The sequence below is a fragment of the Peterkaempfera podocarpi genome, from assembly GCF_042466665.1.
GTDB classification, from domain to species: Bacteria; Actinomycetota; Actinomycetes; order Streptomycetales; family Streptomycetaceae; genus Peterkaempfera; species Peterkaempfera podocarpi.
Genome location: NZ_CP162102.1, coordinates 8,540,122 through 8,565,035, shown reverse-complemented (window position 1 = coordinate 8,565,035; position 24,914 = coordinate 8,540,122). Strand labels below are relative to the sequence as shown.

Sequence of the window (24,914 nt, the reverse complement as noted above, 5' to 3'; positions counted from 1 at the left end):
AAAAAGGCAAGCGCGAGGAATGTGACGCTTCGCGCCATGGGAGCCCGCGCGTCGGAAGCCTCCTCGCCCTGGGCCGCAACCGAGTCCTCACGAATGCGGCCGGATAGCGGGGCCACCTGCCGCCCCGGGAGGCCACCCCTGCACCCGCCGCGGCGATCTCTGGGCCGCCGCCTCATCCGCCCCGACGGCATCGCCCCCCGGCCGCCCCGGGCCTGACCCCGCACGCCACAGCTCCGGCGCCCGCGCTGCGCACCCGGCTCGGCGAACCGCACGTACGTATGACGCGCCGCCACCAAGGTGAACCTCGCCAACCCGAAGGTCGGAAAAGCGCCGGACAGTCCAAAAGAGAGGTCTGATTGTATGCGATCCAATCTGACGGCCTGTTCGGCGCTGCCATGCCCTGATGCTGCCGAGGGCCGTCCCGCCTCCGTACCGGCAAGACATCCGAGGAGCAGTAACGACGATGGCACCCGATCCGACAATCGCCCAGGTGACCATGACCCTGGCTGCACTTACAGCCACCGGGGCCACCCCGCGTCCGTCCGGGGAAACCCTGGAGGTTCAGACCAAACGAATCATCACCGGCATCAACGCGCAACTGAACAACCGCAGCCTTGCGACGCAGGGTGAGTGGAAGCTGGTGTGGCTCGCCCTGAGCGAGGCCAACGCCAACATGGCCTACATCGCACAGAGCACCAACGGCTCGAACGAGTTCGCCGTGGCCGCTCGCGGAACGGACGCCGATCTCACCGACATCCTCGAGGACCTCGATGTCGGCACGGTCGTCCCGTTCCCCGAGAGCGGGTCGCCGAAGCCCGTCGCCGTCTCCAAGGGGGCGATGGATGCGTTCAAGCGGGTTGTCGGCGCCCGCTCGATCGTCTCGCCCTCCCCGAATCTCACGCTCGTTGAGGCGCTCGCCGCTGCGCTCGGGTCGGCGTCCTCCTCGCCGCAGCCGACCGTCTATGTGACCGGCCACAGCCTGGGCGGTTGCATCGCCACCATGCTCGCGCCGTACCTGCAGGCAAAGACCTGGCCGAAACAGTCGCGGTTCGCGGTGATCACCTATGCTGCCCCCACGGCCGGCGTGCAGAGCTTCGTCGATTACTTCGACTCCGTGCCGTGGGTCGTCGACGAACGCCAGAACAACGCCTACGACCTGGTACCGCACGCGTGGGCCGATCTCCTCGTCACCCGCGACTGGTACCCGGGCCCGGGACCGCAGGCGACCGATGAAGTGAGACTGCTCATCGGGGCGATCGACGAGCGGACCAAGGGCAACGTCTACGTACAGCCCGGCACACTCGTCCCGATGAACACGGGATACACGAAGCTTGCCAAGAACCTGGTGAACAAGACCACCCAGGACTTCCTCGGCCAGATCGCCTTCCAGCACGCCAACTCCACCTACCTGGACCTGCTGGACGCACCCCCCGTCCCGCCCGGACCGGTGGTGACCTATGTGACCCCCACCTTCGGCGCACCGGGCACCACGGTGACCATCCACGGCACCGGTTTCAGTGCGGACAGCATGGTCGACTTCGGCCACTTCGCCTGCATCACGCGCAACGTCGACCCTTCCGGCATGAGCATCACCGCCAAGGTCCCCAACGGATCCGGCGTCGTCCATGTCCGCGTCACCAACACCCTCGGCACCTCCCCGGCCGTCGCAATGGGACAGTTCGCCTACGGCGGACCCGCACCGGTGGTGGTCAGCGCGGTCGGCCCGACCAGCGGGAAGGTCGGCACCCCGGTCACCATCAGCGGCTCGGGCTTCGCCAAGGGCGCCACCGTGCACTTCAAGGAGGCGGCGTCGAGTTCGGTCACGTTCGTCTCCACCGGCCAGCTCATCGCCACCGCGCCCGATCTGCTCGACGTCCACCAGACGGTGAACATCACCGTGACGGTCGGCAAGGCCACCTCTCCCACCAGCCCGGCCGACGAATTCACCTACACCGGACGGTAGTGTCCGCAACCCTTCGTCCCCGGGGCGGCCCTCCGAGCCGTCCCGGGGCCCGCGCCTCGATCCGGCCGGGCACACGGCCCCACACCGCCCGCGACCAGCCGCTCGCCCAGTGCGAGCCGGGCGGTGACGCCCTGCCATGCCTCTGCAGAGCCGGCCTGCCAACTGCCCCCGTGGGCCCATACGAGCCAGCCGTGGCTGGCCCCGGCCGGCCACTGGATGTGGACGGGTACCCGGTGGCCGTTGTGCCTGGCGGTGAGTGCCCGCCAGTGCACCGCTGTCGGCAGATCCTGTGGGCTCATCTCGCCTTCCTTGGCCATGAGCCCGGCCACGGCGGGCGACAGACCGCCTTGGCCGGGCCCGGACAGACGTGTCCGGAGTTCAACCTGCCTGCACCGCAGCCTGCTTGCGGATGAACAGCAGGACAGCGGCCACACCCATCAGGACGATCACAGCGTTCACCGTGATGGCCACGGTGATGCCGTGCAGTACGGCACTGGCCGCGGCTTCGGAGATCTGGGCAGTGGCCACGGCGCTCATGATCGGCGTTCCCATGGTGATGCCGATCTGCTGGGTCATGGTGGCGAGGCCGGTGGCCAGTCCCTGTTCGTGGTCGGGCAGCCCAGAGGTTGCGGTGACCATGAATCCGACGATCACCAGCATGTTCCCGATACCGCCGGTGAAAGTGGTGATCAGCAGCAGGGACAGCGAGCTGCCCGTGGTTGTGCCCAGGCCCAGAAGGGCGAAAGTGGAAACGGCCTGGAGCAGCCCGCCCACGATCAGGGTGGAGCGCGTGCCGATGCGGCCGATGACCCGGGGGGCGGTCGAACCGCCTACCACTGTTCCTGCGCCCAGGACTCCGAAGGAGAGCCCTGCGGCCAGCGGTGAGAAACCCAGTACCTTCTGGAGGTAGAGGGTGAGCAGGAAGACCAGAGAAGTCTCGGTGAGGAAGGCGATCAGCCCCGCGACATTGCCCCACACCACGCTGTGCCTGCGCAGCACGGTCACGGGCACCAGCGGGGCAGGGTGCCGTCGCTCGACCGCGTAGAAGACGAGCAGCAGAATCACACCAGCCGCGATGGCGCCACGTGCGGTGGCCGAGGTCCAGCCCCGCTCGCCTGCCTGGGTCAGCCCGAACACAACGGCGAGCAGCCCCAGGGTGACGCTCAGTGCGCCAGGCGCATCCAGGCGGGGGCGTTCCGTCGGACGCGACTCACGGATCACCGAGGGAGCGACCAGCAGCACCACCAGCGCCACCGGTACGTTGATCAGGAAGGACCAGCGCCATGACAGCAGGTCGGTGAGGAGGCCGCCGAGGATCGCCCCGGTGGTGAATCCGGCCGACATCAGCGCCCCGTTCAGCCCGAGAGCCTTGTCGCGCATGGGACCCTCGGGGAAGGACGTGGTCAGCAGCGACAGACCCGCTGGGGTTACGGCGGCGGTGGCCAGGCCCTGGAAGATCCGGGCGACGATCAGCACCTCGGGGTTGGGGGCAAGCCCTCCGGCCAAGGAGGCCAGGCCCAGTACGGCCAGGCCGCCCAGGAACAGCCGACGTCGACCGAACAGGTCCCCGATGCGGCCGAACAACAGGGTGAAGCCCGCGGCGCAGAGGGCGAAAGCGGTTGCGATCCACTGGAGGTTGGCCAGCGAGAAACCCAGGTCCTCTCCGATCGTGGGCAGTGCCACGTTCAAAATGGAGAAGTCCACGGCCAGCATGAACTGTGCCGCCAGCAGGACCAGCAGGACCAGACGGAGCCTGGGTGTCAGGCTCCTGGGCGTTCCTTCGACCCACCCGGGGAGGACTGCGGAAGTATCCGCGTTCTCGGTTACCGACATACCGAATCCTCGATTCGCTCTTCGCGGAGATCGTTGTGCAACCGATCCTGCGTCGAGTGAGACGGCCCACCCAGTCCCCTGCTTTGACTGCCTTTGCGGTGGTGGGCACTGACGTGGGTAGCCAAACCATGGCTACCCACGAAAGGCGGCAAGGGGAAATATTCACCCTACGATTGACGTCGGTCCCGGAGGGCGACCTGTACACCGGTTGTCCATCCGCCACGCGGCGGTCCCGGACCTCGTGAGCGGGCAGCCATCGACCGATCAGGAGCAGACGATGCCGAAGCTTTCCCCGGATCCCACCTCCTACTCCGAACTCGGCGGCTTCCTCAGGACCAGGCGCGCCGAGCTCACCCCGGAGGAGGTCGGCCTGCCGTCCTATGGTTCAAGACGCCGGGTGCCTGGCTTGCGCAGGGAAGAACTGGCCCTGCTGGCCGGCGTCAGCGTCACCCACTACACGCGGCTGGAGCAGGGGCGCGCCGACAGCGTGTCCGACTCCGTCCTGGACGCCATCGCCCGCACACTGAGGTTGAGTGACGACGAGAGGGCCCATCTGCAAGACCTGGCCCGACCTGTGACCGACCGCGGGAACAAGGTGCGGCACACCGAAACCGCGCCACCCAGCGTGATCCAACTCCTCGATGCCATGACCGAGGTGCCCGCCGTGGTCCTCAACAGGTGCAATGACATCCTGGCGTGGAACCGGCTCGGGCATCTCCTGCTGGCCGGCCACCTTCCCGCGGACTCCCCGGTGCGGTCGACACGCCGGCCCAACCTGACCGAGATCCTCTTTCTGAGCCGGGAAGCCCAAACCCTGTACCCCCGGTGGGAGGAGGAGGCCCGGTTGGCTGTGGCCTCCCTGCGGCTGACGGCTGGCCGGTATCCCGACGACCGCAGGCTGAAAGAGTTGATCGGCGAGCTGGCCGTCCGGAGCGACAAGTTCGCCGCTCTGTGGGCCAGCCACGTGGTGCGTACCTGTGTGGAGGGCGTCAAACACATTGATCACCCGCAGGCGGGGGTCATGGAGTTGTCGTTCCAGAGCCTGTCCATCCCCGGCAGCGCAGATCAGCGGGTCATTGCCTACACGGCCGAGCCCGGCAGCCCTTCGGAAGGGGCTCTACGTCGGCTCGCGAGCACGGGCTCAGTGGGCCCGCCACTTCCAGCGCACCAGCCGGCGGTGCCAGGACAGCAGGGTGCCGGGGGCGACCAGACGATGCCGACGCAGCCGCGTCGGCAGCCGCCGGGCGAGAGCAGCGAGCACGGCGCGCTCCGGCCAGGTCAGCCGCGGGCGGACACCGAGCTGCCGACGCAGCACGGCAACCTCGTGGCGCAAGGCGAGCAGCTCTACGTCCATGGCCCGGTCGGTACGGGAGAGAAGTAGGAGTAGACCGAGGAGCCGGACGAAGATCAGGTAGAGCATGCGCAACGCCGTGCAGTCCGAGCTTGCCATGAGGCAATCATCCACGGCATCTCCCCACGCGACCCTGAGCGCCACCAGACCCCCTACGACCTGCAGCCAGGCATTTCAGAGCGGCACCGGCACCGGCCGTCGTCCCGGCGTTCCTCGCCGTCGACCCTGCTGAAGGCCGCTGAGGACCCCTGACAGTGCTGGCCGTTGGCTTCAAGAAAGCCAGAGGTCCCGGTTTCCCGCGATCAGCACGCGTCCGTCCGCGAGGGTGGCCGCCGCGGTCGGGGGGTCCTCGCTGCAGCCGAGGCCACCCCGCTTCCAGCCCGTGGTCGTCCCGTTGCCGACCCAGACGGAACCGCACCGCACCGCAGCCGCGTTCGGCTTGGACTTGGGCTGGGGGGTCGAGCCGACCAGGACCGGGCGGCCCGAAGAGTCGACGGTCGCAGCGGTGATCTCACCGGTGCCCATCGCCGAACTGTCCACCCGGATCCAGTGGGTGCCGTCCTGGCTGGTGAGGACCAGCGGGAGGGAGTCGTAGAAGGCGCCGGCCCTGGCGTAGCCGCCCACGGCGAACCAGTTGCCCGACGCGTACAGGACGCTGTGCACCCGTGTGCCCGGCGGCATCCCGGTGATCCTGCCGGACGTCCAGTGCGCACCGCCGTCCACACTGTGCCAGAAGGGGATCGTGCCCGTGGGGTGGAAGTCGAAGGCGTTGGTCGCCGCCGCGCCGAAACCGACGACATCCTTGGCATTGACGCCGAAGTCGCCCACAGGGGTGGACGGCTGCCCGCCGTCGATCGGCGGCAGCGGCACACGATGCACGGTCGCTCCCGCGTCGTCGGACGCGAACACGTATGGAGACTCCACATGGTCGACCGTCTGGCCCCCGCCGATCAGCAGACGCGAGCCGACCTTCACCGCGGTGTTCACCGAGGCGTCGTCAGCGGTCTCCTGTTGAGGATGGGTGTTGAACGTCAGCGGCAGCGTGGCGAGCCGGGACAGCTCTTGGTGGCCACGGTGCCGGCTTCATGCCCACGCTGTCGCGTTGACCTCGGCGGCGGCGGGACAGTGCGGGTGCCGATAAGTCATCCGAGCAGTTCACCGCACCAATGACTGCCACCATGGGCACTCCGGCGTTGCAGGCACTGAACACCTTCAACGCCGAAGGGCTGGACCCTTCAGTGCGTTCGATTCCGGCTCGCGGGAACGCTCGCTGACGCTGTCCACATGCGTGGATGCCGTTCTCGACGCGCGCAGCTCGACCCGGCAACCTCAGCGGTTCTGCTGTCTCTGCCACATGTATTGACGTGCCCACATCGTGGCCCTAGGTTCCAGCCACCGGAATGACTTTCGGCAAGTTTCAGCAAAGCGTTGCCCCCACCCCACCCGGGAGACGCCGTGATCACCAGAACCCCGCGCAGCCTCCGCGCTGCCGCCCTCTCCGCCGCGCTGGCTGTCTCGCTGGCCGGCGGCCTCGCCTCGGCGCCGGTCGCGCATGCGACGCCGCCCGGCAGCAAGGACGTCACCGCCACTCTCTTCGAGTGGAAGTTCTCCTCTGTGGCCCGGGAGTGCACCAACGTCCTGGGCCCCAAGGGGTACGGCTACGTCGAGGTCTCCCCGCCGCAGGAGCACATCCAGGGCTCCCAGTGGTGGACCAGCTACCAGCCGGTCAGCTACAAGATCGCCGGACGGCTCGGCGACCGGGCCGCGTTCCAGAGCATGGTGAGCACCTGCCATGCGGCCGGGGTGAAGGTGATCTCCGACGCCGTGATCAACCACATGAGCGCCGGCTCCGGCACCGGGACCGGAGGGACGGTCTACAGCAAGTACAACTACCCCGGTTACTACCAGGACCAGGACTTCCACTCCTGCCGGCAGAACATCTCCAACTACGCCGACCGCTCCAACGTACAGAACTGCGAGCTGTCGGGCCTGGCGGACCTGGACACCGGCAGCGACTACGTACGCTCCACCATCGCCGGCTACCTGAACGACCTGATCTCGCTCGGCGTGGACGGCTTCCGGGTCGACGCCGCCAAGCACATCGCGGCCTCCGACCTGTCGGCGATCAAGGCCAAGCTGAGCAAGCCGGGCATCTTCTGGGTGCAGGAGGTCATCTACGGATCCGGCGAGGCGGTGCAGCCGACCGAGTACACCGGCACCGGCGACGTCGACGAGTTCATGGGCGCCTACGATCTCAAGCGCATCTTCACCAGCGAGAAGCTGGCCTACCTCAGCAGCTGGGGCGCCTCCTGGGGCGCCGGCTACCTGCCCAGCAACCAGGCCCGCACCTTCGTGGACAACTGGGACACCGAGCGCAACGGCTCCACGCTGAACTACAAGAACGGCAACACCTACACCCTGGCCAACGTCTACCTGCTGGCCTGGCCCTACGGCTCGCCCAACGTCTACTCCGGCTACGAGTTCAGCGACATCGACGCCGGACCGCCCAACGGCGGCACGGTCAACGCCTGCTTCAGCGACGGCTGGAAGTGCCAGCACTACTGGCGCCAGATCATGAACATGGTCGCCTTCCGCAACGCGGTGGCCGGAACCTCGGTGACCAACTGGTGGGACAACGGCAACAACGCCATCGCCTTCGGCCGCGGCAGCAAGGGCTACGTCGCCATCAACCATGAGGGCGGTTCGATCACCCGGACCTTCCAGACTTCGCTGCCGGCCGGCAGCTACTGCGACGTCCAGCACGGCGACCCGAGCAGCGGCGGTGGCTGCACCGGCCCGAAGTACACGGTGAACTCCTCCGGGCAGTTCACCGCCACGGTCGGTACAGGTGACGCCATCGCGCTCTACGTGGGCGCCGGCGGCTGACCGGCAGAGCCGGCCGCCCCCGCCGCCACCGGGCAGGCGGCGGGGGTGTCCCCATGGGTTCGACCTTGAGTCGGAGGTGAATCGGTGGCACCGATGTGCAGGAAGCAAGGGCTGATCGCCGTGTGGGATGGGCTGGCAGCCCCGCGGCTACGGCGGCACCACCGACGTCGTCGCCTACGCCTGTCGCACCGGCGTCCCCGCACGCGTCATCTGGCCCGAGGGCGCCACCCGAGACTGACCGGTCACCGCCGTTGGGCAGCGCTGTCGTCACCTGTTGCAGTCTGCTGGCGCTCGCGTGCTCGTCGCCGTCGGCTAGAGCCTGGGGCCGCTCCCAGGGGACCGCAAGGCCTCCTGCGAATGCTTCGAGCCTCACTGGACCGCAGTGCCCTCAGCCGACGTGCACAGGTCCACCAGCCGCCGCCGGTCCTCCGGGTGCTCCGCCAGCCACAGGCCAAGACGGTGATCCGCTTCCGTGAAGACGAACTTCTGGAACCGAGCCTGGGTCCGCAGTGCTGCCTCGATGCGGAGCGTCACCCCCGGCGGGATCACCGCGTCGTGCTCAGGGAGAGCGAGGACGGCCCGGCCGGCGAAGGCACGGAACGTTGCAAAGGTGCGGCTGGCCGTCCAACTGCGGGGCTGGCGGATCAGATCGGTGAAGCCGTCCCCGAAGCGCACGTCCCACGCGTCGGGAGCGTAGGCGGCAGGTGCGCACAGGCAGATGGTTCCCACGCGGTCGCGGTAGTGGTCGGTGAGGTCGGCGACGGTCTGGCCGCTCATGCTGAACCCGACCAGGATCAACGGCGCGTCGCCGGTGTGGTGGTCGATGACGCTGCGGGCCTGCTCGAAGCGGCGCCGCAGGCTCAGCTCCGACAGCATCCCGGTGCTCGCCCCGTGGCCGGAGAAGTCGAACGCGATCGCACGGTGGCCGGCCGCGGCGAAGGTCTCGGCGAGGGGTAGCGTCCGGGTCTTGCTGCCGCTGCCCGCACCATGCATGATCACGACGTGTTCGGGGCGGATCGGGTCATCCGGCTCCACCATGACGCAGGCCAGCTCTTCGCCGTCGGCGAGATGCACCGACTCCAGCAACTTTCCCAAGGTTCCTCCCTCGAGCAGCGGGGTGCCAGCGTACGCACGACGGCACCCCGGCGGTGCGGCGGGGCCGAGACGCCCCCGGTGCCCCCGGGCGCAGAGTCATTGTTCGACGTCGTCACGCAGCGGCGGGCAGCAATGCACAGCGTTCCGGCGGATCTTCTGACGGATCGGCGGACGCCGTGTCGGACTCACTCATGGGTGCCGTCCTGGTGGTGGCGGGGAATGTGTGCGCGCTGCTGGGTGCCTGGGTGCAGGCAGGGGGAAGGTTCAGAGGGAGGGATCCAGGCATGAAGCGGGACAGGAGACCGACGCCGTCCGCGTCGCGTAATGGACGGCCGGTCCATCGCCGCCCTGGCCCGCGAGCCTGGCCTCAACCGCGGCGCCATCCGTAGAGCGGTCGCCGGCCTCGGGCCCGGGTGCACCACTGCCGATCATGAGGACGCCCTGACCCCGGGGCTGCCGGTAACGCCGAAAACTGCGCGAGGAAGTCGCCGCGACCGGTGTTCGGATCGCCATCGCTCTCGGCGCCGTGGAGAACGAACGGCTCCGTCGGGCGTGATGCAGGATGTCGGTCGGAAGGGGCCCGGACCGGATGGCCGGGCCCCTCGTCGTACCCGACGCGGCTCGGGACGCCTTCGCGTGCCGCCGCCGGCTTCGGTCTCCCGATACCCGGGTACGAGTCCCTGCCACCAGGACACGCTCACCGGGTGATGACGCAGCGATCAGCTGTACGGCGGTCAGGTCCCCCGTGCCGACACGGGGACCTGACCGGCGTCAGCGCGCTCAGTCAGTGCTCCTCGCCCTCGCCCATGCCGATACCGGTCTCCCACGACGTGACGGACACGCCGCCCTTGTAGATGTCGGTCGTGCCGGGGAAGAGGAAGCTCGTCACGCGGCTGGTCCCGTCGGGCATGGCAAGCGTGAGGCCGTTGACCTCCCGCTTGTCTTCTTGCGTGTCAGGGGCGGAGTAGAAGACGGTCGCGTGCAGCGGCGAGTCGGAGCGCAGCACGAGGGTGCCACCGCGGCCGTTGACGGTCACGGGGACCTTCCTGGTCTCGTCCGGCGGAGAGCTGACGGTGATCAGGGGGGTGTCGCTGAGGCTGCAGGTGATTCCGTCGTGTGCGAGCAGCGTGAGGTCGAAGCTGCGGTGGCTGAGCCCGTAGGAGAAGCCGCCGAAGTAGAACGACACGTTGTTGGCGGTGCAGGGCCGGACCGCTGCCTTGGAGGCAGGGGCAGCGGGGGCGGCGGCAGTGGTGGCGCTGGCCATTCCGGAGCCGGTCAGGAGCGCGGCGGACAGCGCCGCCGCGATCGCTGTGGCCCGAGTTCTTGGACGCATGGGGATGGGTCCTTGTCTTTCTCGTCGGTGGAAGGTGCGGATCAGAACGCGCCGAGGCTGTGGGGCATGCCGATTCCGGTCAGTCCGTCCCAGCCCGCGGCGGCGTTGCACAGCGATGCGCTGATGCCGGGGTAGTCGGCGCACTGGTGGTAGTCCTCGTTGTTGCCGCTGGTGATGTCCGTGAAGTCGGACTTCGGGGCCTTGTAGAGGGTGTTGGGGCCCTGGACGGAGGCCAGGTGGCCGGCGCGGGCGTACAGGCCCGCGATGTACGGTGCGGAGGCGCTCGTGCCGCCCACAATCGTCCAGTCGTTGGGCTCGCCGCTGCTCGGCGCGTAGGTGTCGTAGACGGCCAGGCCGGTCGCCGGGTCGGCGTCCGCGGACACGTCGGCGGCGGCCCGGTGATGGCCGCATGCGGCGGTGGCCGAGGCGGGCTGCCCGGTCGCGGCGGCGAAGTCGGTCTCGCAGCCGCTGCCCGCGGCCCACCAGGCGGTCGCCGGGCCGGTGGTGGGCAGGGTGACGCCGCCCACAGCGATCACCGAGGGCAGGTTGGACGGCCAGGACTGGTGGATGCCGCCGTTGAAGCCGGAGTCCCCGGTGGAGGCGGTGATCGCGACACCCTTGCGCGTGAGCGCCTTCAGGTCGACGCCGCTGGTGTTGGTCACGTCCGCGGTGTAGCCGTAGCTGATGCTGACCGCGGAGGCGTGGGAGGCCACCGCGGTGTTCACCGCCGTGGCGAAGTCGCCGGTGGAGACGTCGTTGTCGTCCTCGCCGTCCTGCCAGGGCACGGAGATTTCCATCAGGCGGCAGGAGGGGCACGCGGCGGAGGCCGCGTCGAGGTCGAGCGAGGTCTCGACGGCGAGTTCTTCCTCGAGAGCCGCTCCGGCGCCGTGCTTCTGCGGCGCCGGCTGCTTGCCACCGGTGTAGTTCTTCAGGGTGAGGCAGCCGGAGGCCGTGTCGCAGGCCGGCAGGCCGTAGGTGGAGCGGTAGGTGGCCAGGTCGGAGGCGAGGGTGGCATCCACGCCCGCGTCGATGATCGCGATGGTCGCCGTGCTCTTGGACGTCGCGGGCAGACCGTACGCCTTGGCCAGGTCCTGCGGACCGTAGCCCGCCGGCGCGGACGTGCGCAGCGGCGTGGCGCTGCCGTTCTTCGCGGTGACGATCTGGGCCGCGCACTGCGGGCAGACGGCGCGCACGCCGTGCCCGGCCAGCAAAGACCCGGACCGCACCTCCTGGCGCAGCCGGACGACCGGGTCGCCGCTGTCGGCGACGGCAGCTGCCCGGGCGGCCGCGTTGCCCGCCGGCGACGCGGCCACGGCCTGGGAGGAGGCCAGTGATCCGACCACCAGGGTGGAGACCACCACCGCCAGTGTCCCGGTCCTCCAGCCCGCGTCGGCCGTGCGTATGGCCGGCCGTCTCCCTCTTATTCGATCCACGGATTCACGGATCCCTTCTACGTCCGACGTGTTGGGCACGGACGCGTCCCACGGCGGCTGCCGCATTCCGCTGACGCGGAGTGCCTCGGCCGCCGTGATGTGATGCATGTCCTCAGTGGGATCACCCCGCCCGGTGGAGAGTTCTTCGGATGACCGATAATTTTTCTGACGCGACGTCACAGACAGGCCGGCCCGCCACCACGACCAGTCCCAGCCGCTTCACGATCCCCGGCCACTGGACGGCGCCCGCCGCCACCCGGGTCCGGCACCGGCGAGGCACCCGGACCGCGCCGCTCGCCGACTCCCGGCCCGCGTGTCGACCGCACGGGCCGCAATGCGCCCATGCGCTGCGGGAGTTCCGCCAACCCGCCGCGGCGGAGCCGGAACGCGGTGAGGGTGTCCGGCTTGCTGTCGCGGGCGCAGGGATACGTCGAGGCGCGGTCGGTGCCGACGCCCCCAGCCCTCACCCGGGCCGGCGACAGCCCGCGGATCAGCGAACGGCCACCCAACGCGCATCCGGCCGGGCCCCGTTGCTGACGATGTGCTCCACGATGTCGAGCGGGCGTCGTCACCCCGCGCTCGGCAGCGCGCTGCACATGGCGCCGGCCCGCGGCCCCGACCGCCCGTAGGGAGCGGCACGACCTCGAGCCGACAGCCCGGGCGCACGCACCTGGCGTACATCGCCCTCCGGTTTCAGTCGGTGCGGCGACCGGGTTCTCGGCGGGAGTGGTGAGGCCTGCGACCGTCCGGCCGCAAAGGCGGTCATGCCCCGGCTGTTCCGGGAACTCGTGGTGCTGGCGGCGGTCGTCCTCACGTCGCTCGCGGCCGACGCCGGCGACGAGCTCGCCGAGCAGCAGGCGATCGTCGGAGCCTACGATGCGGTGTATGCGCATCGTCATCGCTGGTGGTCATGGTCAGATCGCGCTGCGGCTCGAAAGGCTGCTCGCCGCGCGCGGGGACGACGCCGTAGGGATCATCCGCAGGCCGGAGCAGGCGGGCGATCTGCTGGCGGTGGGCGCCGAGCCCGTCGTGTGCGACCTGGAATCGGCAACGGTCGGTGACGTCGCCGGGCATGTGGAAGCCGCGGACGCGGTCGTCTTCGCGGCTGGAGCCGGGGCGGGCAGTGGGATCACCCGCAAGAGCACGGTCGACCACGCGGCGGCTGTCCTGTTCGCGGATGCGGCTGAGGCGGCCGGGGTGCGGCGCTTCATCGTGGTGTCTGCGATGCGCGTGGACCGAGAGCCCCCGGAGGGCACCGACCCGGGGTTCGCCGCGTATCTGCGGGCCAAGGGCGCTGCGGATGCGGACGTGCGGGCGCGGACCGGGCTCGATTGGACCATCCTGCGGCCGGGCCGGCTGACCGATGAACCGGGCACTGGCCTTGTGACGCTGGCCGAGTCCACCGGGCGTGCGGACGTCACGCGCGACGATGTGGCGGCCGTGCTCGTCGGCCTGCTCGACGAGCCGGGGACGGCAGGGCGGACGCTGGAGTTGATCGGCGGGGACACGCCGGTGAACAAGGCGGTTGCGCAAGCCGCCCGGTGAACGGCTCCGCTGGGAGTGGGGCCTTGCTGCCTGTCCCGAGCGAAAACCCCCGTGTGCGCCCTTGGTCGGATCGTGTCGGCCGAGGTGGTGCGAACATGCGGCAAGCGAGAAATACTCTGATGGAAGCACCTTAATCGGACATGACGGGACGCCCTGAGGAGCGTGGAGGCGATACATGTGATCCCGTGATGCCGAGTTTCGGCGTCCATCGCCGCGGGCGCCCCGTGCTGGCATGTGGCCCCTGACCGGCAGTGGTGGCGGGCAGTCACTCTTGAGCGCAGTGCGACTCACGGCTGGGGGCTGGGCGCCTGGATCGGCGGGCGTCGCCGTCTGCGACGTGGGCGGGCTTCGCGCGGACCCCCGACCGGGCTGCTTCCCGTTGGGCGTCGCCGCCCGGGGGACACGGGCAGGGGAAAGGCACCCGCGACGGATGTCGGTGCTCCGGTGCGGGTGGGCCCCTGACGGCGACCCGGCACATGGAGCGATTCTCCGCCCGAAGGCCAGCCACTTCGAAAGGACCAATTCCATGAGACTTGGCAAGATCCTTCCCGACCGCATCGGCTTCGGTACAGCTCCGATGGGCAACATGTTCCGCGCGGTTCCGGACGACGAGGTGACCGCAACGCTGGATGCTGCCTGGGATCAAGGCATTCGCTACTACGACACCGCTCCGCTTTACGGGGCGGGCCTTGCGGAGATCCGGCTGGGAGGGCTGCTGTCGCACAAGCCGCGGGAGCAGTTCGTGCTGTCCACGAAGGTCGGCCGCGTCATCCTGGACGAGGTCGATTCCGGCACCCGTGATCTCGGCGAGAAGGGGAGCCTGTTCGAGCATGGCCGTCCGAACAAGATCGTGCACGAGTGGACGGCCGAGGCCACTGAGCGGTCGATCGAGGGCAGTCTGAAGCGTCTCGGTGTGGACCGGCTGGACCTGGTCTGGGTGCACGACATCGCCCAGGACTTCCACGGCGATCTGTGGCTGAGCAAATTCGAAGAAGCCCGCACTGGAGCTTTCCGTGTCCTGTCCCGGCTGCGGGACGAGGGCGTCATCAAGGCATGGGGGCTTGGAGTCAACCGCACCGAGCCGATCGAGCTGACCCTGGCTCTGGAAGAGCCGCAGCCCGACGGATTCCTCCTCGCCGGGCGTTACACGCTGCTGGATCACGAGCACGCCCTGCAGCGACTGCTGCCCATGGCAGAGGAGCAGGGCGTCGGCATGGTCATCGGAGGCCCCTACAGCTCCGGCATCCTGGCCGGCGGTGCCCACTTCGAGTACCAGGAGGCGCCCCCGGAGATCATCGAACGGGTCCGGCGCATCAAGGAGATCGCCGACCGTCACGGAGTGAGCATCAAGGCCGCTGCTGTGCACTTCTGCCTCGCCCACCCGGTATCCGTTGCCGTGATCCCCGGCGCGACCAAGCCCAGCCGCATCGCCGAGGACCTCGCCGCCCTCCACGAGCAGGTCCCGGTTGCCTTCTGGCGGGAGCTGCGTGAGAACGAGCTGATCAGCCCGCAGGCCCCCCTGCCGGGTGGCGCCTGAGCCGCCCCGGCCCTCACCGGATTCCGCAGTGACACGTCTGGAGGTACGTCATGGCTTCGACCTCGGTGAGCCGGATCGTCCCGGCCTCCCCCGACCGTGTGTGGCACCTGGTCGGCGGCTTTGGTTCGCTGCCCGAATGGCTGCCCTACATCGCCAGCAGCACCCTGGAAGAAGGGGGCCGCACCCGGAGGCTGACCAACCCTGACGGCGACGTCATCATCGAGCGTCTCGTGGAGTTCAACGAGACCGAGCGCCGCTACAGCTACGCCATCCTTCAGGCGCCGTTCCCGGTAGTGGACTACCTGTCCACGCTACGGGTGTATGCGGTGACCGGAGATCCCCAGGCCGCCGAAGTGCAGTGGTGGGGGCGGTTCACCCCTGAGGGCGCTACGGAAGACGAAGTGGTCGCACTCTTCACCAGCATTTACCGCGACGGCCTGGAGGCCATGCACAAGTCGCTTTAGTGGTCGATTCCGGAAGTCCTTCGGGGCGCTCCTTTGCGTACTTCTGGGCGGGGGGCGGCACTCAGCCGTCAGTGGAGCTGTTGCTGCCAGTCGTCCGGCACACGGCCTCGAGGTCCCGGAACGGGTTGGGATGCCGGGTGTGCGGCGGGCGGAGCAAGCACGGGCGCGCCGGTGTAGAACTGCTCGGTGTCGATATTCCACAGCCAGCTCTCCCCGGGCTCGTAGCTGGCGAAATACGCGTGGCCGGCCTCGCGTGCGTGCTGGGTAGCGTGCTGCGCGGGAGAAGAGTCGCAGCAGCCGATGTGTCCGCATGCGGCGCAGCGGCGCAGATGGAACCACCAGCCGGGGGCGTCGCCTGCCAGGCACTCGAAGCAGCCGTCGCCGCTCGGAGGTACCGCGGGGTTGATATTGGGAATAGCGTCTTCGTTGGCCATGAGCTGTCTCCCTGCGGGGGGTTACCCTCATTGTCGCGCTGTGCTGACGGTGTCGCCTGGCCGTGCCGGATGAACCCCGGACGACGCAGAATGAAGGCCCGAATCATCATCCGGGCGAGATCCGGCATCGCCGATCGGTCGGGGTGGTCTGCGTGCGCGCCAGGTCGAGCAGTCGGCGGCGTTCGGCTGCCTGCCCTGTTTGAGGCGGGCGTGACGCCGACCTCACCAGTTACGCGACCGCCTCGCGGCGCAGCGCCGGCACCCGGCGAGCGGTGCCGGTCGGCGTGCACGCACTCCCCTGAGGAGCCCCTGGCAGGCCGACCAGAGCTGGGGCCGCCCGGAAAACTTTCATACGCGGGTTACAAGCCGAAATAATCACCCCGCATGCCAGTGCTCTTGTTACCCAGAACCGCCGCTCAGCCGACACGAGCCGATCACGGCGCTTCGCCGCAGGACCGCCAGGCCACGCATAGGAGTCATCGAGTTGATTTCCCTCTTCACCCCCTACACCCTCAGGTCACTGACCATCCCCAACCGCATCTGGATGGCGGCGATGTGCCAGTACAGTGCGGCGCCAGAGGGCGAAGCGGTCGGCGTCCCGACGGACTGGCACTTCGCTCACCTCGCCGCGCGTGCCTCCGGCGGCACCGGCCTGATCATCACCGAGGCCACGGCCGTCAGCCCCGAGGGCCGGATCTCCCCCTATGACCTGGGCATCTGGAACGACACACAGGTCTCCGCCTTCCAGCGCATCACCGCGTTCCTGAAGACACAGGGCACCGTTGCCGGTATCCAGCTGGCCCACGCGGGTCGGAAGGCCTCCACCGAGCGGACCTGGGTCGACCGCGGACGCCGGATCGCTCCGGGCGAGGCCCATGGCTGGACCCCTGTCGGCCCCAGCGCTCTTCCCTTCAGCGACACATCGACGACCCCCGAGGAACTCACCACAGCAGGCATCCGGGCCATCGTTCGGGAGTTCGCCGAGGCCGCCGAGCGCGCGCTCGCGGCCGGATTCGAGGTCGCCGAGATCCACGGAGCACACGGCTACCTGATCCACCAGTTCCTCTCCCCCCACAGCAACCACCGCACCGACGAGTACGGCGGCTCGTTCGAGGGGCGCACCCGGTTCGCCCTGGAGGTCGTCGACGCCGTGCGCGCCGCGTGGCCGGACGACCTTCCGGTCTTCTTCCGCATCTCCGCCACGGACTGGCTCACTGAGAACCCCGAGGACGCCCGGGAAGGGTGGACCGCGGACGACACCGTCCGATTCGCCAAGGAGCTCCAGGCCCGCGGAGTGGACCTGATGGACATCTCCACCGGCGCCAACGTCCCTGACGCGAAGATCGTCACCGGTCCGGGCTACCAGGTGCCCTTCGCCGAGCGCGTCCGCAACGAAACGGGGATGCCGGTGGCGGCAGTCGGCATGATCACCGAGCCGGCCCAGGCCCAGGAGATCCTCACCTCCGGAAAGGCAGACGCCGTCCTCCTGGCCCGGGAACTGCTGCGCAACCCCTACTGGGCGCGCCGCGCCGCCGAAGAACTCGGCGGTCAGGTCCCCTCCCCCATCCAGTACCACCGCGCCTGACCACCCTGCGTCGGCGTGTGTCTGTCGCCCCTGACCGGTTGGGCGTAACTGGGCTCGCACACCCCCAAGGGCTGCGAGCCCAGTTGCCCGCCCGGCCGGGCCGCGGGGTGGACCGTGACGGTGGTGGCGCCCGGTCCTGTCAGATCGAGAACGAGCGGTTCGGTGACGGCGGCAGCAAGTTCGGGGCCCTGCATCCCACCTCGTCACGCCGGACGGTGCGGGATCCCAGGGCGTCCAGGAACGGTTGGACGTCGCGGGCATCCGCACGACTGCACCCACACCGCATCATCGCCGAGGCCGTCCCCGCGCCAGGTTCATGACCTCGGAGACCACCTGCTCGTCGGCGAGAGCGGTGAGGACGACGTCGGCGCTGAGGAAGGCGTCGGCCGCCGTTTTGCCCACCACCGACCGACGCCACCCAGCGGTTCCGCAAGGGCCCGGTTGCGGTTCGCTACGCGGAGTCCCAACCCGGCCTCCACGATGTACCTCGCCATGGCGTCACCCGGAGCACCGCCACCACACGCCGGGCGCCACGAAGATTCACGCCACGGCCGCCGGGTCGGCGCCGGCCTGATCCCCGGCCGCGCCGTTCGCCGGGCAACCGTACGCAAGCCGAGCGTCGAACTGCCATTCGCCCGCCCGGCCTCCTGCTGATCACCCACCGGCCACGATGTCCGTTCCGCTCCGCAGGCCGGGCGCTGCCGCCTGCCCCGCCGAGGTTGGGATGCAGCCAAGGTGAGCCCAGAAGCCGCCACGGGATGATCATGGTGAATCAGCAACGGGGGCTGGGAATGCCGTCGAGGTGTCAGCCTCGCAGGGCGTTCAGGGCGGCGTTCAGGTCGAACGCCTGATGGGCGCGCCGGTTGTAGGGGAGCTTGCCGAGCATGTTGCCCATGGCGCAGGTGTTGGTCAGGGCGGAGAAGACCAGGCCGGCGCCGACGCCGGCGGACAGCCAGCGCAGGCCGGGCAGGGCGAGGTCGCCGAGCAGGCCGATCAGGACCAGGGTGCCGGCGGCGAGGCGGACCTGGCGGTCCATGGCCCACACGGTGCGGGCGCCGGCGGGCCGGTTGAGGGGCTTGCCGTCCTGGGCCCAGGCGGAGGTGCCACCGACCACGGTGGCGGCGGCGATACCGGCGGCCGCGAGCTGGTTGCAGGCGTTCTGCGAGCGGGCACCGGAGGCGCACACCACGGCGATCTCGCCGCGCTCGGCGACCTTGCGCAGCACGGGCAGGGCCTGCTGGACCTGGTCCAGGGGGACGTTGTGGGCGCCGGGGATGTGCCCCGAGGCGAACTCACCGGGAGAACGCACATCGATCACGGTCAGCTGCTCCAGGCGGGGCTGCAGTTCCTGGACGGTCAACGAGGTGGTGGCCATGAGGGGGTTTCCTTCCATGGGGTGTGAGGCAAAGAGGTCCGACCCCGGGGGTGGGGCGGGGTTGGGCGGAACGGGCGCCCGGCTGGACGAGAGGGGGAACCCGGGTCGGGGACGACCTGGTCAGGTGAGGGCGTCGAGGAGCATCAGGGCAGCGACCGCGAGCAGGGCTCCGGCGAAGATTTTCTGCAGGGTGGCGCCGGAGAGCTTGCCGGCCAGGCGTTTGCCGTCCCAGGCGCCGAGGATCGCGGTGGCGGTGAAGGGTCCGACGACGGCCCAGTCGATGCCGGTCGCGGTGGCCAGCCGGGGGATCAGGGCGGCGGTGCTGTTGGCGGTGATGACCAGCAGGCTGGTGCCGACCGCCTCGGCCATGGGCAGGGCCAGGACGGAGACCAGGGCGGGGACGGCGAGGAAGCCGCCGCCGACGCCGAGCAGGCCGGTGACCGCGCCGAGCCCGGCACCGGTCGCGGCCGAACGGCCTGCGTCCGCCGCCTTCGCCGCCGCGGCCTTGCGGCGCGAGGCGAGCATCCGCCCGGCCGCGACCGCCGCCAGCACCGCGAAGGCGCAGGTCAGCACCGCGCCCGGGATGGCCGAGGACAGCGCCCCGGTGGCGGCCGCGGCAGGCAGGCCAGCCGCGGCGAACAGGGCGCCGGTGCGCCAGCGGACCCGGCCGGCCCGAGCGTGGGCCAGCAGACCGGTCACCGACGTGGCCGCCACGATCAGCAGGGCCGCGGTGGTCGCCTGGGCGGGTGCGAAGCCCAGCAGGTAGATCAGGGCGGGGACGGCGAGCATGCTGCCGCCGCCACCCAGGCCGCCCAGCGCCAGGCCGACCACGGCCCCGGCGATCAGGGCGAGCACAAGCGTGGTCACAGCACCCGCCCGCCGTTTCCCGCAGCGTCGTGCACCGGCAGGCCTGCGTCGGCCCAGGCGCGCATCCCGCCGGTGACGTTCCAGGCTCCCAGGCCGCGCCTGGCCAGGATCTCGGCGGCCTTGCCCGACCGGTTCCCGGAGCGGCAGATCACCAGTAGCGGGTGCCCGCCGGCCTCGGCCGGCAGCCCGGCACCGGAGGCCACCTCGCCCAGGGTGTGCCACAGCGCGCCGGGGGCGTGACCCGCCCGGTACTCGTCGGCCTCGCGTACGTCCAGCAGCACGGCCTCGCCGGTGGCGGCACGCTGCTGGGCGTCGGCCGGGGATATCTCGGCAAGGGCCGGGGTCCGGGTGGAGAACATGGTGCTCGTCCTTTTCTGACCTGCGGGGGCACAGTGGAAGAGGGGCCGGTGACATGCCCGGCTCTGGGGAGCGGTGGGGGCGGTCCCGAGATCCTTCTCAATACCCCTGGGGGTATGCTTCGCCTCCCAGCCTATACCCCCCCTGGTATCCGGCGGGCGGCCGCAGGGCGTTCGAAGCGTCACACTGGACCGGCTCTGGAACTCATACCCCCAGGGGTATGTTGGAGGGTGTGGTCAGCCCCCACAGGCCCCGACGAGGAGACAATCCGTGATCTTCAGCCAGTACTACCTCGACTGCCTGTCCCAGGCCTCGTACCTGATCGCTGACGAGACCACCGGCCAGGCCGTGATCGTCGACCCCCGACGGGACGTCGACGAGTACCTCGCCGACGCCACCGCCCGCGGCCTGACCGTCGTCGGCGTGATCAACACCCACTTCCACGCCGACTTCCTCGCCGGCCACCTGGAACTCGCCGCCCGCACCGGCGCCTGGATCGGCTACGGCCGCCGCGCCGAGACCGAGTACCCCGTCCGCCACCTGGCCGACGGCGAACGCATCTCCCTCGGCGACGTCACCCTGCAGATCATGGAAACCCCGGGACACACCCCCGAGTCGGTCAGCGTTCTCGTCCACGAGCACGCCGCCGACGACGCCCCCTACGGCGTGCTCACCGGCGACGCCCTGTTCATCGGCGACGTCGGCCGCCCCGACCTGCTCGCCTCCGCCGGCGTCACCGCCGACGAACTCGGCGCGATGCTCTACGACAGCGTCCACAACAAGCTCATGGCCCTGCCCGACGACGTCCGCGTCTTCCCCGCCCACGGCGCCGGCTCCGCCTGCGGCAAGAACCTCTCGTCCGAGAAGCAGTCCACCATCGGCATGCAGCGCCTGACCAACTACGCCTGCCAGCCCATGGACCAGGACACCTTCGTCGCCCTGGTCACCGCCGGCCAGTCCGCCGCCCCCGCCTACTTCGGCCACGACGCCACCCTCAACCGGCAGAACCACCCCCTGCTCGACCGCAACCCCGCCCGCCCCCTGTGCCCCGAAGGCTTCAAGGAGGCCCGCGCAGCCGGCGCCGTCGTCCTCGACGCCCGCAACCCCCAGGACTTCGGCACCGGGCACGTCCGCGGCGCCATCAACGTGCCCGTCGACGGCCGCTTCGCCGAGCAGGCCGGCACCGTCCTCAGCCCCGAGAGCGACATCGCGATCATCGCCCCGCAGGACCGCGAGGACGAGGTCATCACCCGTCTCGCCCGCATCGGCTTCGACCGCATCGCCGGCTACCTGCGCAACCCCGGCAACGCCCTGCCCGCCCTGGCCGACGACGTCACCCCCGCCAGCCGCCTCACCGCCGACCAGCTCCGCACCGCGCTCGCCGGCGAGCAGCCGCCCGTCGTCCTGGACGTGCGCACCTGCGGCGAACGCGAAGCCGGCCACATCGAGGGCTCCCTGCACATCGCCCTGGCCGAACTCCCCCACCGCCTGAACGAGATCCCCACCGACCGGCCCCTGGTCGTCCACTGCGCCAGCGGCCACCGCTCCTCCATCGCCGCCAGCCTCCTGCGCCACCACGGCCTCACCGACGTCTCCGACCTCCTCGGCGGCTACAACGCCTGGCACACCCACGCCCAGCCCGCCCACGCCTGACGCCGGCCGCCCCGGCCCACACCCGGCCGGGGACGCGGACGCTCCCGAAGGCAACTCCCGTCACATGGCCCCAGGCCGCCCCCGGTCCCGGGGTCACGTGCCGTTCTCCGCCAGGGCGGCACCGGCCCGAAGGTGCTGCAGGTATCAGGGCTCCCGCCCTGATGCGGCCCGGCCGAACCCGTACACCGGCAGGGTGTGCTCCGGCAGCTCCGCCGCCCGGCGGACGAACTCCACCACCTGGTCCGGCACGTCGTGCGCCTTGGGGAAGCACCCCATCCGCTGATACGCCTTCAGTGCCAGCAGCAGCGTGAGCCAGTGCTCATCCGAGTCCGTCGCAGCCTCCGCCCAGGCCCGCTCCTCCTCGGACGGCGCGAAGAACACGTGCAGCTCACGCGCGGTGATCAGCCGTATGAACCGCGGATACGCGGTCCGCTCGATCGAAGTCATCCATCCCCACCCGGTGCCCGGCCTGCCGGACGTGCCGCACACGCCCGCGCGGGATCATCGCGAGGGCGGAACCGGGAGAGGTCGCAACAGCGAAACCCGAGATACTGCCGACCCCTCGGCGGTAGAGCGGAACCGACACTCAGGACTTCAAGATCATCACATGGCGGCTTTCGGGCTCACCTTGGCCGGACCCCAAGGTTCGGTTCTCGGTTCAACGCCCTCTCGGACACCCCGGAAGCCGCCGAAGTTGCGCCCAGCCCCCGCTAAAGAGGCCTCCAGGACGGCCACTGGTTGCCATCACGGACCTGGACGGCCAGGCATCACCCAGCCGTCAGCCCCGCTTCGGACCGGAGTCCGGCTGCTGTGAGCCGTGAGGTGGCCGCCCGCGAAGGGCGACCGCCGCCGCGGTGGCGGCCCCTGCGGACAGGACCGCGGCGAAGCCGGCCATCACCGTCCCGATGCCTGCATGACGCAAGGTGATACTGAAGAGGACGGCGGGCAGGCCCATGCCGATGTACGAAATGACGAAATAGATGGCGAGGACTCCCGCCCGGGATGCGGGGGCGGCCACCGCCGCGGCCTGGTCGAGACCTGCCTTGAACAGCAGGCCGGCGCCCGCCCCCGAGAGGCTCACGGCGACCAGGTACAGCGACAGCAGCGGATGGCTGAGAGCCACGGCGCACAGCGCGAGGCCCATGGGGAAGATCAGGACGCCCACGGTCAGAATGCGGGACAGGGCCAGGCGTCCCAGCACCAGTTGAGCGGTGGCGGCCGAGCCGAACATCAAGAACGGTGCCAGACCCGCGATGAGGTGCGAGTCGTTGTGGATCCTGTCGTGGAGTATGGCGGCTCCCAGCGAGGAGATCAGGCCCAGGATCGCGAAGGCGCAGCCACCCAGGGCGCCGGCCGCGCAGAAGGCCGCACGACTGGCGGGGCGCAGGGCGAATCGGCTCGGCGGTGCGGCCGATGACGTCGTGCGGTCCACGGTCTCCGGAGTGGACACCACCAACGCCACGCAGAGCGCCATCGCGGCGATGAACAGGGCTTGAACGGTGACCAGCGGCTCGGGTAGCCACTGGGCGATGGCTCCTGCGACGAGCGGACCAGTGGCCAGGCCGCCGAGGTTGGCGGCGGTTGCCACGATTCCGGGCAGCGCGGAGTTGGTTCGGGCGGGCCGGGTCCGAGCATGGAGGTCGTGCAGATAGGCGGTCGCGGTCGAGGCCATCAGGCCCAGGCCGACGCCGTTGAGGATCCGCCCGACGAACAGGGCCGGCAGGTCCTGCCAGGCAATCAGCACGACCGAGGCGGTGATGCCCACCAGTAGTGCTGGGACGATCATGCGGCGCCGCCCGAGCCGGTCCGAGAGGTGGCCCAACGTGAGGAAGGCTGCTCCCGCGCCCACGACCATCGAGGCATAGGCAAGCGTGACCGTCGTGGCTCCGAACTGATCCCGAGCCTGATACAGGGGCCACAGCGGAGTCGGCGCGGTCCCAAAAGCCATCAGCACGGTGAGCGACAGCGCCACGAACCAGAAGCCGGTGGTGTGCGAGGCACGACGGCCACCGTACATAGTCGGCGGCCGCACAGGTCGCCGCGGCTCGACGGCAGGACGTGCGGCAGCGGCCGGCGCGGCCGGGGGCCCGAAGGCGGCAGACGGGGGCGTCGGGCGTGAGATGGCAGGCAGCGAGATCCCCTCCTGGGACAGGTGCGGTCTCCCCATCGTCTCTACCAGCAAGCATTACCACCAGCGAATGATTTTGCTTGTGTCCATCATGATCAGAGATGATTCGCCATATGGAACTACGCCAGCTGGAGCACTTCATCGCTGTGGCCGAGGAGCTGAGTTTCACCAGGGCCGCTCGCCGTCTGCACGTGGTGCAGTCCGGGGTCTCCGCCGCGATCCGGTCCCTGGAGCGCGAGCTCGGCTGCGCCCTGTTCGAGCGCACGTCGCAAAGAGTGCAGCTGACCGGAGCGGGGGCCGCCCTCCTCCCGGAGGCCCGCAGCACTCTGCGGGCCGCACAAACAGCTCGGGATGCTGTGAGGGAGGCGCAGGACGCCGTGCTGGGCACGGTGAACGTCGGCTCCATGGCCTCGGTCGAAGTCGTCGACCTGCCTGGGCTCCTCGGGCAGCTCCATGCCACGCACCGGGGCATCGACGTACGGCTGAGGCTGGCGACCACCGGTTCCGCGGGACTCGCCCAGTCCCTGCTCACCGGAGACCTGGATGTCGCCTTCCTCTCGCTGCCCGAGCGCAGGCCGGCGGGGATTGACGCCCGGCGACTGGCCACCGTACCCCTGTTCCCCGTCGTTCCCGCGGACCACCCGCTCGCGAAACGCGACGATGTGACACTCGCCGAACTCGCGAACGAGCCGTTTGTCGACTTCCCGCCTGGCTACGGCAACCGGGAGGTCGTCGACCGCGCCTTCGCCGCAGCAGGACTGGACCGCCGGGTCGCACTGGAAGTCCCTGACATCACCGTGGGGGCCTCACTGGTCCGCCACGGCCTCGGCGTGGCGTTCCTCCCGGTGTTCGCTGTTCCGCAGACTGCCGAGCTGCGCATGCTCAGTGTCCGCGGGCCGGCCCTGCGTTGGAGCATCCACCTCGGCACCCCCTCGGCTCGCCGACCCTCTGCGGCGGTGCGTGCACTGGTGGCGCTGGTCGACGCACATGTGCGTGCTCTGTGACGGCAGGGCATGGCGCCAGGCGGGCCCCGCCCAGCCGATGGCGGCTCGGTGGAGCAGTGCGTCTGCTCGGC

20 protein-coding genes are annotated in these 24,914 nt (G+C 69.9%); 9 read left to right on the top strand and 11 right to left on the bottom strand.

Going from position 1 to position 24,914, the window contains the following annotated elements; genetic code table 11:
• Nucleotides 1-463: 463 nt before the first annotated feature.
• The gene (locus AB0761_RS37235) at nucleotides 464-1,963 is read left to right on the top strand and encodes an IPT/TIG domain-containing protein (RefSeq protein ID WP_377273699.1); all 1,500 of its coding nucleotides are present in this window, start codon (nucleotides 464-466) and stop codon (nucleotides 1,961-1,963) included.
• A gap of 378 nt (nucleotides 1,964-2,341) precedes the next feature.
• Here AB0761_RS37235 and AB0761_RS37230 read toward each other — a convergent pair whose 3' ends face one another.
• Nucleotides 2,342-3,796: an MFS transporter gene (locus AB0761_RS37230; protein ID WP_377273698.1), complete on the bottom strand. Its 1,455-nt coding sequence runs from the start codon at nucleotides 3,794-3,796 to the stop codon at nucleotides 2,342-2,344.
• A gap of 208 nt (nucleotides 3,797-4,004) precedes the next feature.
• On the opposite strand from AB0761_RS37230, the gene AB0761_RS37225 reads away from it, so the two are divergent.
• A complete protein-coding gene (locus tag AB0761_RS37225; RefSeq protein ID WP_377273697.1) occupies nucleotides 4,005-5,177 on the top strand; it encodes a helix-turn-helix transcriptional regulator in 1,173 nt (390 codons plus the stop codon).
• Nucleotides 5,178-5,417: 240 nt separating this feature from the next.
• Here AB0761_RS37225 and AB0761_RS37220 read toward each other — a convergent pair whose 3' ends face one another.
• Nucleotides 5,418-6,134, bottom strand: coding sequence for a hypothetical protein (locus AB0761_RS37220; RefSeq protein ID WP_377273696.1), 717 nt, complete (start codon nucleotides 6,132-6,134; stop codon nucleotides 5,418-5,420).
• 468 nt (nucleotides 6,135-6,602) lie between these two features.
• Between AB0761_RS37220 and AB0761_RS37215 the strand changes: the two genes are divergently transcribed.
• Nucleotides 6,603-8,033 carry an alpha-amylase family protein gene (locus tag AB0761_RS37215; RefSeq protein ID WP_377273695.1) on the top strand — a complete coding sequence of 477 codons (1,431 nt, stop codon included), beginning with the start codon at nucleotides 6,603-6,605 and terminating at the stop codon, nucleotides 8,031-8,033.
• Between the two features lie 369 nt (nucleotides 8,034-8,402).
• On the opposite strand, the gene AB0761_RS37210 is transcribed toward AB0761_RS37215, so the two are convergent.
• The 3 genes from AB0761_RS37210 to AB0761_RS37200 all read right to left on the bottom strand — a co-directional run bounded on the left by AB0761_RS37210 (nucleotide 8,403) and on the right by AB0761_RS37200 (nucleotide 11,819).
• Complete coding sequence (locus tag AB0761_RS37210; protein ID WP_377273694.1) at nucleotides 8,403-9,128, bottom strand: alpha/beta hydrolase; 726 nt, start codon at nucleotides 9,126-9,128, stop codon at nucleotides 8,403-8,405.
• A 784-nt stretch (nucleotides 9,129-9,912) separates the two neighbouring features.
• Entirely contained in the window at nucleotides 9,913-10,461 is a 549-nt protein-coding gene (locus AB0761_RS37205) for a hypothetical protein (protein ID WP_377273693.1), read from the bottom strand.
• A 41-nt stretch (nucleotides 10,462-10,502) separates the two neighbouring features.
• Complete coding sequence (locus tag AB0761_RS37200; RefSeq protein WP_377273692.1) at nucleotides 10,503-11,819, bottom strand: peptidase S8; 1,317 nt, start codon at nucleotides 11,817-11,819, stop codon at nucleotides 10,503-10,505.
• 960 nt (nucleotides 11,820-12,779) lie between these two features.
• Here AB0761_RS37200 and AB0761_RS37195 point away from each other — a divergent pair.
• The 3 genes from AB0761_RS37195 to AB0761_RS37185 all read left to right on the top strand — a co-directional run bounded on the left by AB0761_RS37195 (nucleotide 12,780) and on the right by AB0761_RS37185 (nucleotide 15,440).
• Nucleotides 12,780-13,439 carry an NAD(P)H-binding protein gene (locus tag AB0761_RS37195; protein ID WP_377273691.1) on the top strand — a complete coding sequence of 220 codons (660 nt, stop codon included), beginning with the start codon at nucleotides 12,780-12,782 and terminating at the stop codon, nucleotides 13,437-13,439.
• Nucleotides 13,440-13,965: 526 nt separating this feature from the next.
• Nucleotides 13,966-14,976, top strand: coding sequence for an aldo/keto reductase (locus AB0761_RS37190; protein ID WP_377274520.1), 1,011 nt, complete (start codon nucleotides 13,966-13,968; stop codon nucleotides 14,974-14,976).
• Nucleotides 14,977-15,026: 50 nt separating this feature from the next.
• Complete coding sequence (locus tag AB0761_RS37185; protein WP_377273690.1) at nucleotides 15,027-15,440, top strand: SRPBCC family protein; 414 nt, start codon at nucleotides 15,027-15,029, stop codon at nucleotides 15,438-15,440.
• Between the two features lie 68 nt (nucleotides 15,441-15,508).
• Here the strand turns inward: AB0761_RS37185 and AB0761_RS37180 are convergent, their stop codons facing one another.
• Complete coding sequence (locus AB0761_RS37180) at nucleotides 15,509-15,874, bottom strand: UBP-type zinc finger domain-containing protein (protein ID WP_377273689.1); 366 nt, start codon at nucleotides 15,872-15,874, stop codon at nucleotides 15,509-15,511.
• Nucleotides 15,875-16,358: 484 nt separating this feature from the next.
• Here AB0761_RS37180 and AB0761_RS37175 point away from each other — a divergent pair, with 484 nt between their 5' ends.
• Complete coding sequence (locus AB0761_RS37175) at nucleotides 16,359-17,459, top strand: NADH:flavin oxidoreductase/NADH oxidase (protein WP_377273688.1); 1,101 nt, start codon at nucleotides 16,359-16,361, stop codon at nucleotides 17,457-17,459.
• Between the two features lie 805 nt (nucleotides 17,460-18,264).
• Here AB0761_RS37175 and AB0761_RS37170 read toward each other — a convergent pair.
• The 3 genes from AB0761_RS37170 to AB0761_RS37160 form a co-directional block, all read right to left on the bottom strand.
• The gene (locus AB0761_RS37170) at nucleotides 18,265-18,834 is read right to left on the bottom strand and encodes a rhodanese-like domain-containing protein (protein WP_377273687.1); all 570 of its coding nucleotides are present in this window, start codon (nucleotides 18,832-18,834) and stop codon (nucleotides 18,265-18,267) included.
• Between the two features lie 120 nt (nucleotides 18,835-18,954).
• Entirely contained in the window at nucleotides 18,955-19,701 is a 747-nt protein-coding gene (locus tag AB0761_RS37165; RefSeq protein ID WP_377273686.1) for a sulfite exporter TauE/SafE family protein, read from the bottom strand.
• Nucleotides 19,698-20,060: a rhodanese-like domain-containing protein gene (locus AB0761_RS37160; RefSeq protein WP_377273685.1), complete on the bottom strand. Its 363-nt coding sequence runs from the start codon at nucleotides 20,058-20,060 to the stop codon at nucleotides 19,698-19,700. The genes AB0761_RS37165 and AB0761_RS37160 overlap by 4 nt, the downstream gene beginning before the upstream one ends.
• A 268-nt stretch (nucleotides 20,061-20,328) precedes the next feature.
• On the opposite strand from AB0761_RS37160, the gene AB0761_RS37155 reads away from it, so the two are divergent.
• A complete protein-coding gene (locus AB0761_RS37155) occupies nucleotides 20,329-21,711 on the top strand; it encodes a rhodanese-like domain-containing protein (RefSeq protein ID WP_377273684.1) in 1,383 nt (460 codons plus the stop codon).
• A gap of 144 nt (nucleotides 21,712-21,855) precedes the next feature.
• Here AB0761_RS37155 and AB0761_RS37150 read toward each other — a convergent pair whose 3' ends face one another.
• The gene (locus tag AB0761_RS37150) at nucleotides 21,856-22,158 is read right to left on the bottom strand and encodes a DUF4158 domain-containing protein (protein ID WP_377273683.1); all 303 of its coding nucleotides are present in this window, start codon (nucleotides 22,156-22,158) and stop codon (nucleotides 21,856-21,858) included.
• A 331-nt stretch (nucleotides 22,159-22,489) separates the two neighbouring features.
• Nucleotides 22,490-23,683, bottom strand: a complete 1,194-nt coding sequence (locus AB0761_RS37145; protein ID WP_377273682.1) for an MFS transporter — start codon at nucleotides 23,681-23,683, stop codon at nucleotides 22,490-22,492.
• 269 nt (nucleotides 23,684-23,952) lie between these two features.
• Here AB0761_RS37145 and AB0761_RS37140 point away from each other — a divergent pair, with 269 nt between their 5' ends.
• Nucleotides 23,953-24,843 (top strand): LysR family transcriptional regulator, encoded by an 891-nt coding sequence (locus tag AB0761_RS37140; RefSeq protein ID WP_377273681.1) that lies wholly within the window; start codon nucleotides 23,953-23,955, stop codon nucleotides 24,841-24,843.
• Nucleotides 24,844-24,914 lie beyond the last annotated feature (71 nt).

What these genes read in the sequence shown, in the direction of transcription:
- AB0761_RS37235 (WP_377273699.1), top strand. Translation starts at nt 464, where the DNA reads ATGGCACCCGATCCGACAATCGCCCAGGTGACCATGACCCTGGCTGCA.
- AB0761_RS37230 (WP_377273698.1), bottom strand. Translation starts at nt 3,796, where the DNA reads ATGTCGGTAACCGAGAACGCGGATACTTCCGCAGTCCTCCCCGGGTGG.
- AB0761_RS37205 (WP_377273693.1), bottom strand. Translation starts at nt 10,461, where the DNA reads ATGCGTCCAAGAACTCGGGCCACAGCGATCGCGGCGGCGCTGTCCGCC.
- AB0761_RS37195 (WP_377273691.1), top strand. Translation starts at nt 12,780, where the DNA reads ATGCGCATCGTCATCGCTGGTGGTCATGGTCAGATCGCGCTGCGGCTC.
- AB0761_RS37190 (WP_377274520.1), top strand. Translation starts at nt 13,966, where the DNA reads ATGAGACTTGGCAAGATCCTTCCCGACCGCATCGGCTTCGGTACAGCT.
- AB0761_RS37185 (WP_377273690.1), top strand. Translation starts at nt 15,027, where the DNA reads ATGGCTTCGACCTCGGTGAGCCGGATCGTCCCGGCCTCCCCCGACCGT.
- AB0761_RS37180 (WP_377273689.1), bottom strand. Translation starts at nt 15,874, where the DNA reads ATGGCCAACGAAGACGCTATTCCCAATATCAACCCCGCGGTACCTCCG.
- AB0761_RS37170 (WP_377273687.1), bottom strand. Translation starts at nt 18,834, where the DNA reads ATGGCCACCACCTCGTTGACCGTCCAGGAACTGCAGCCCCGCCTGGAG.
- AB0761_RS37160 (WP_377273685.1), bottom strand. Translation starts at nt 20,060, where the DNA reads ATGTTCTCCACCCGGACCCCGGCCCTTGCCGAGATATCCCCGGCCGAC.
- AB0761_RS37150 (WP_377273683.1), bottom strand. Translation starts at nt 22,158, where the DNA reads ATGACTTCGATCGAGCGGACCGCGTATCCGCGGTTCATACGGCTGATC.
- AB0761_RS37140 (WP_377273681.1), top strand. Translation starts at nt 23,953, where the DNA reads ATGGAACTACGCCAGCTGGAGCACTTCATCGCTGTGGCCGAGGAGCTG.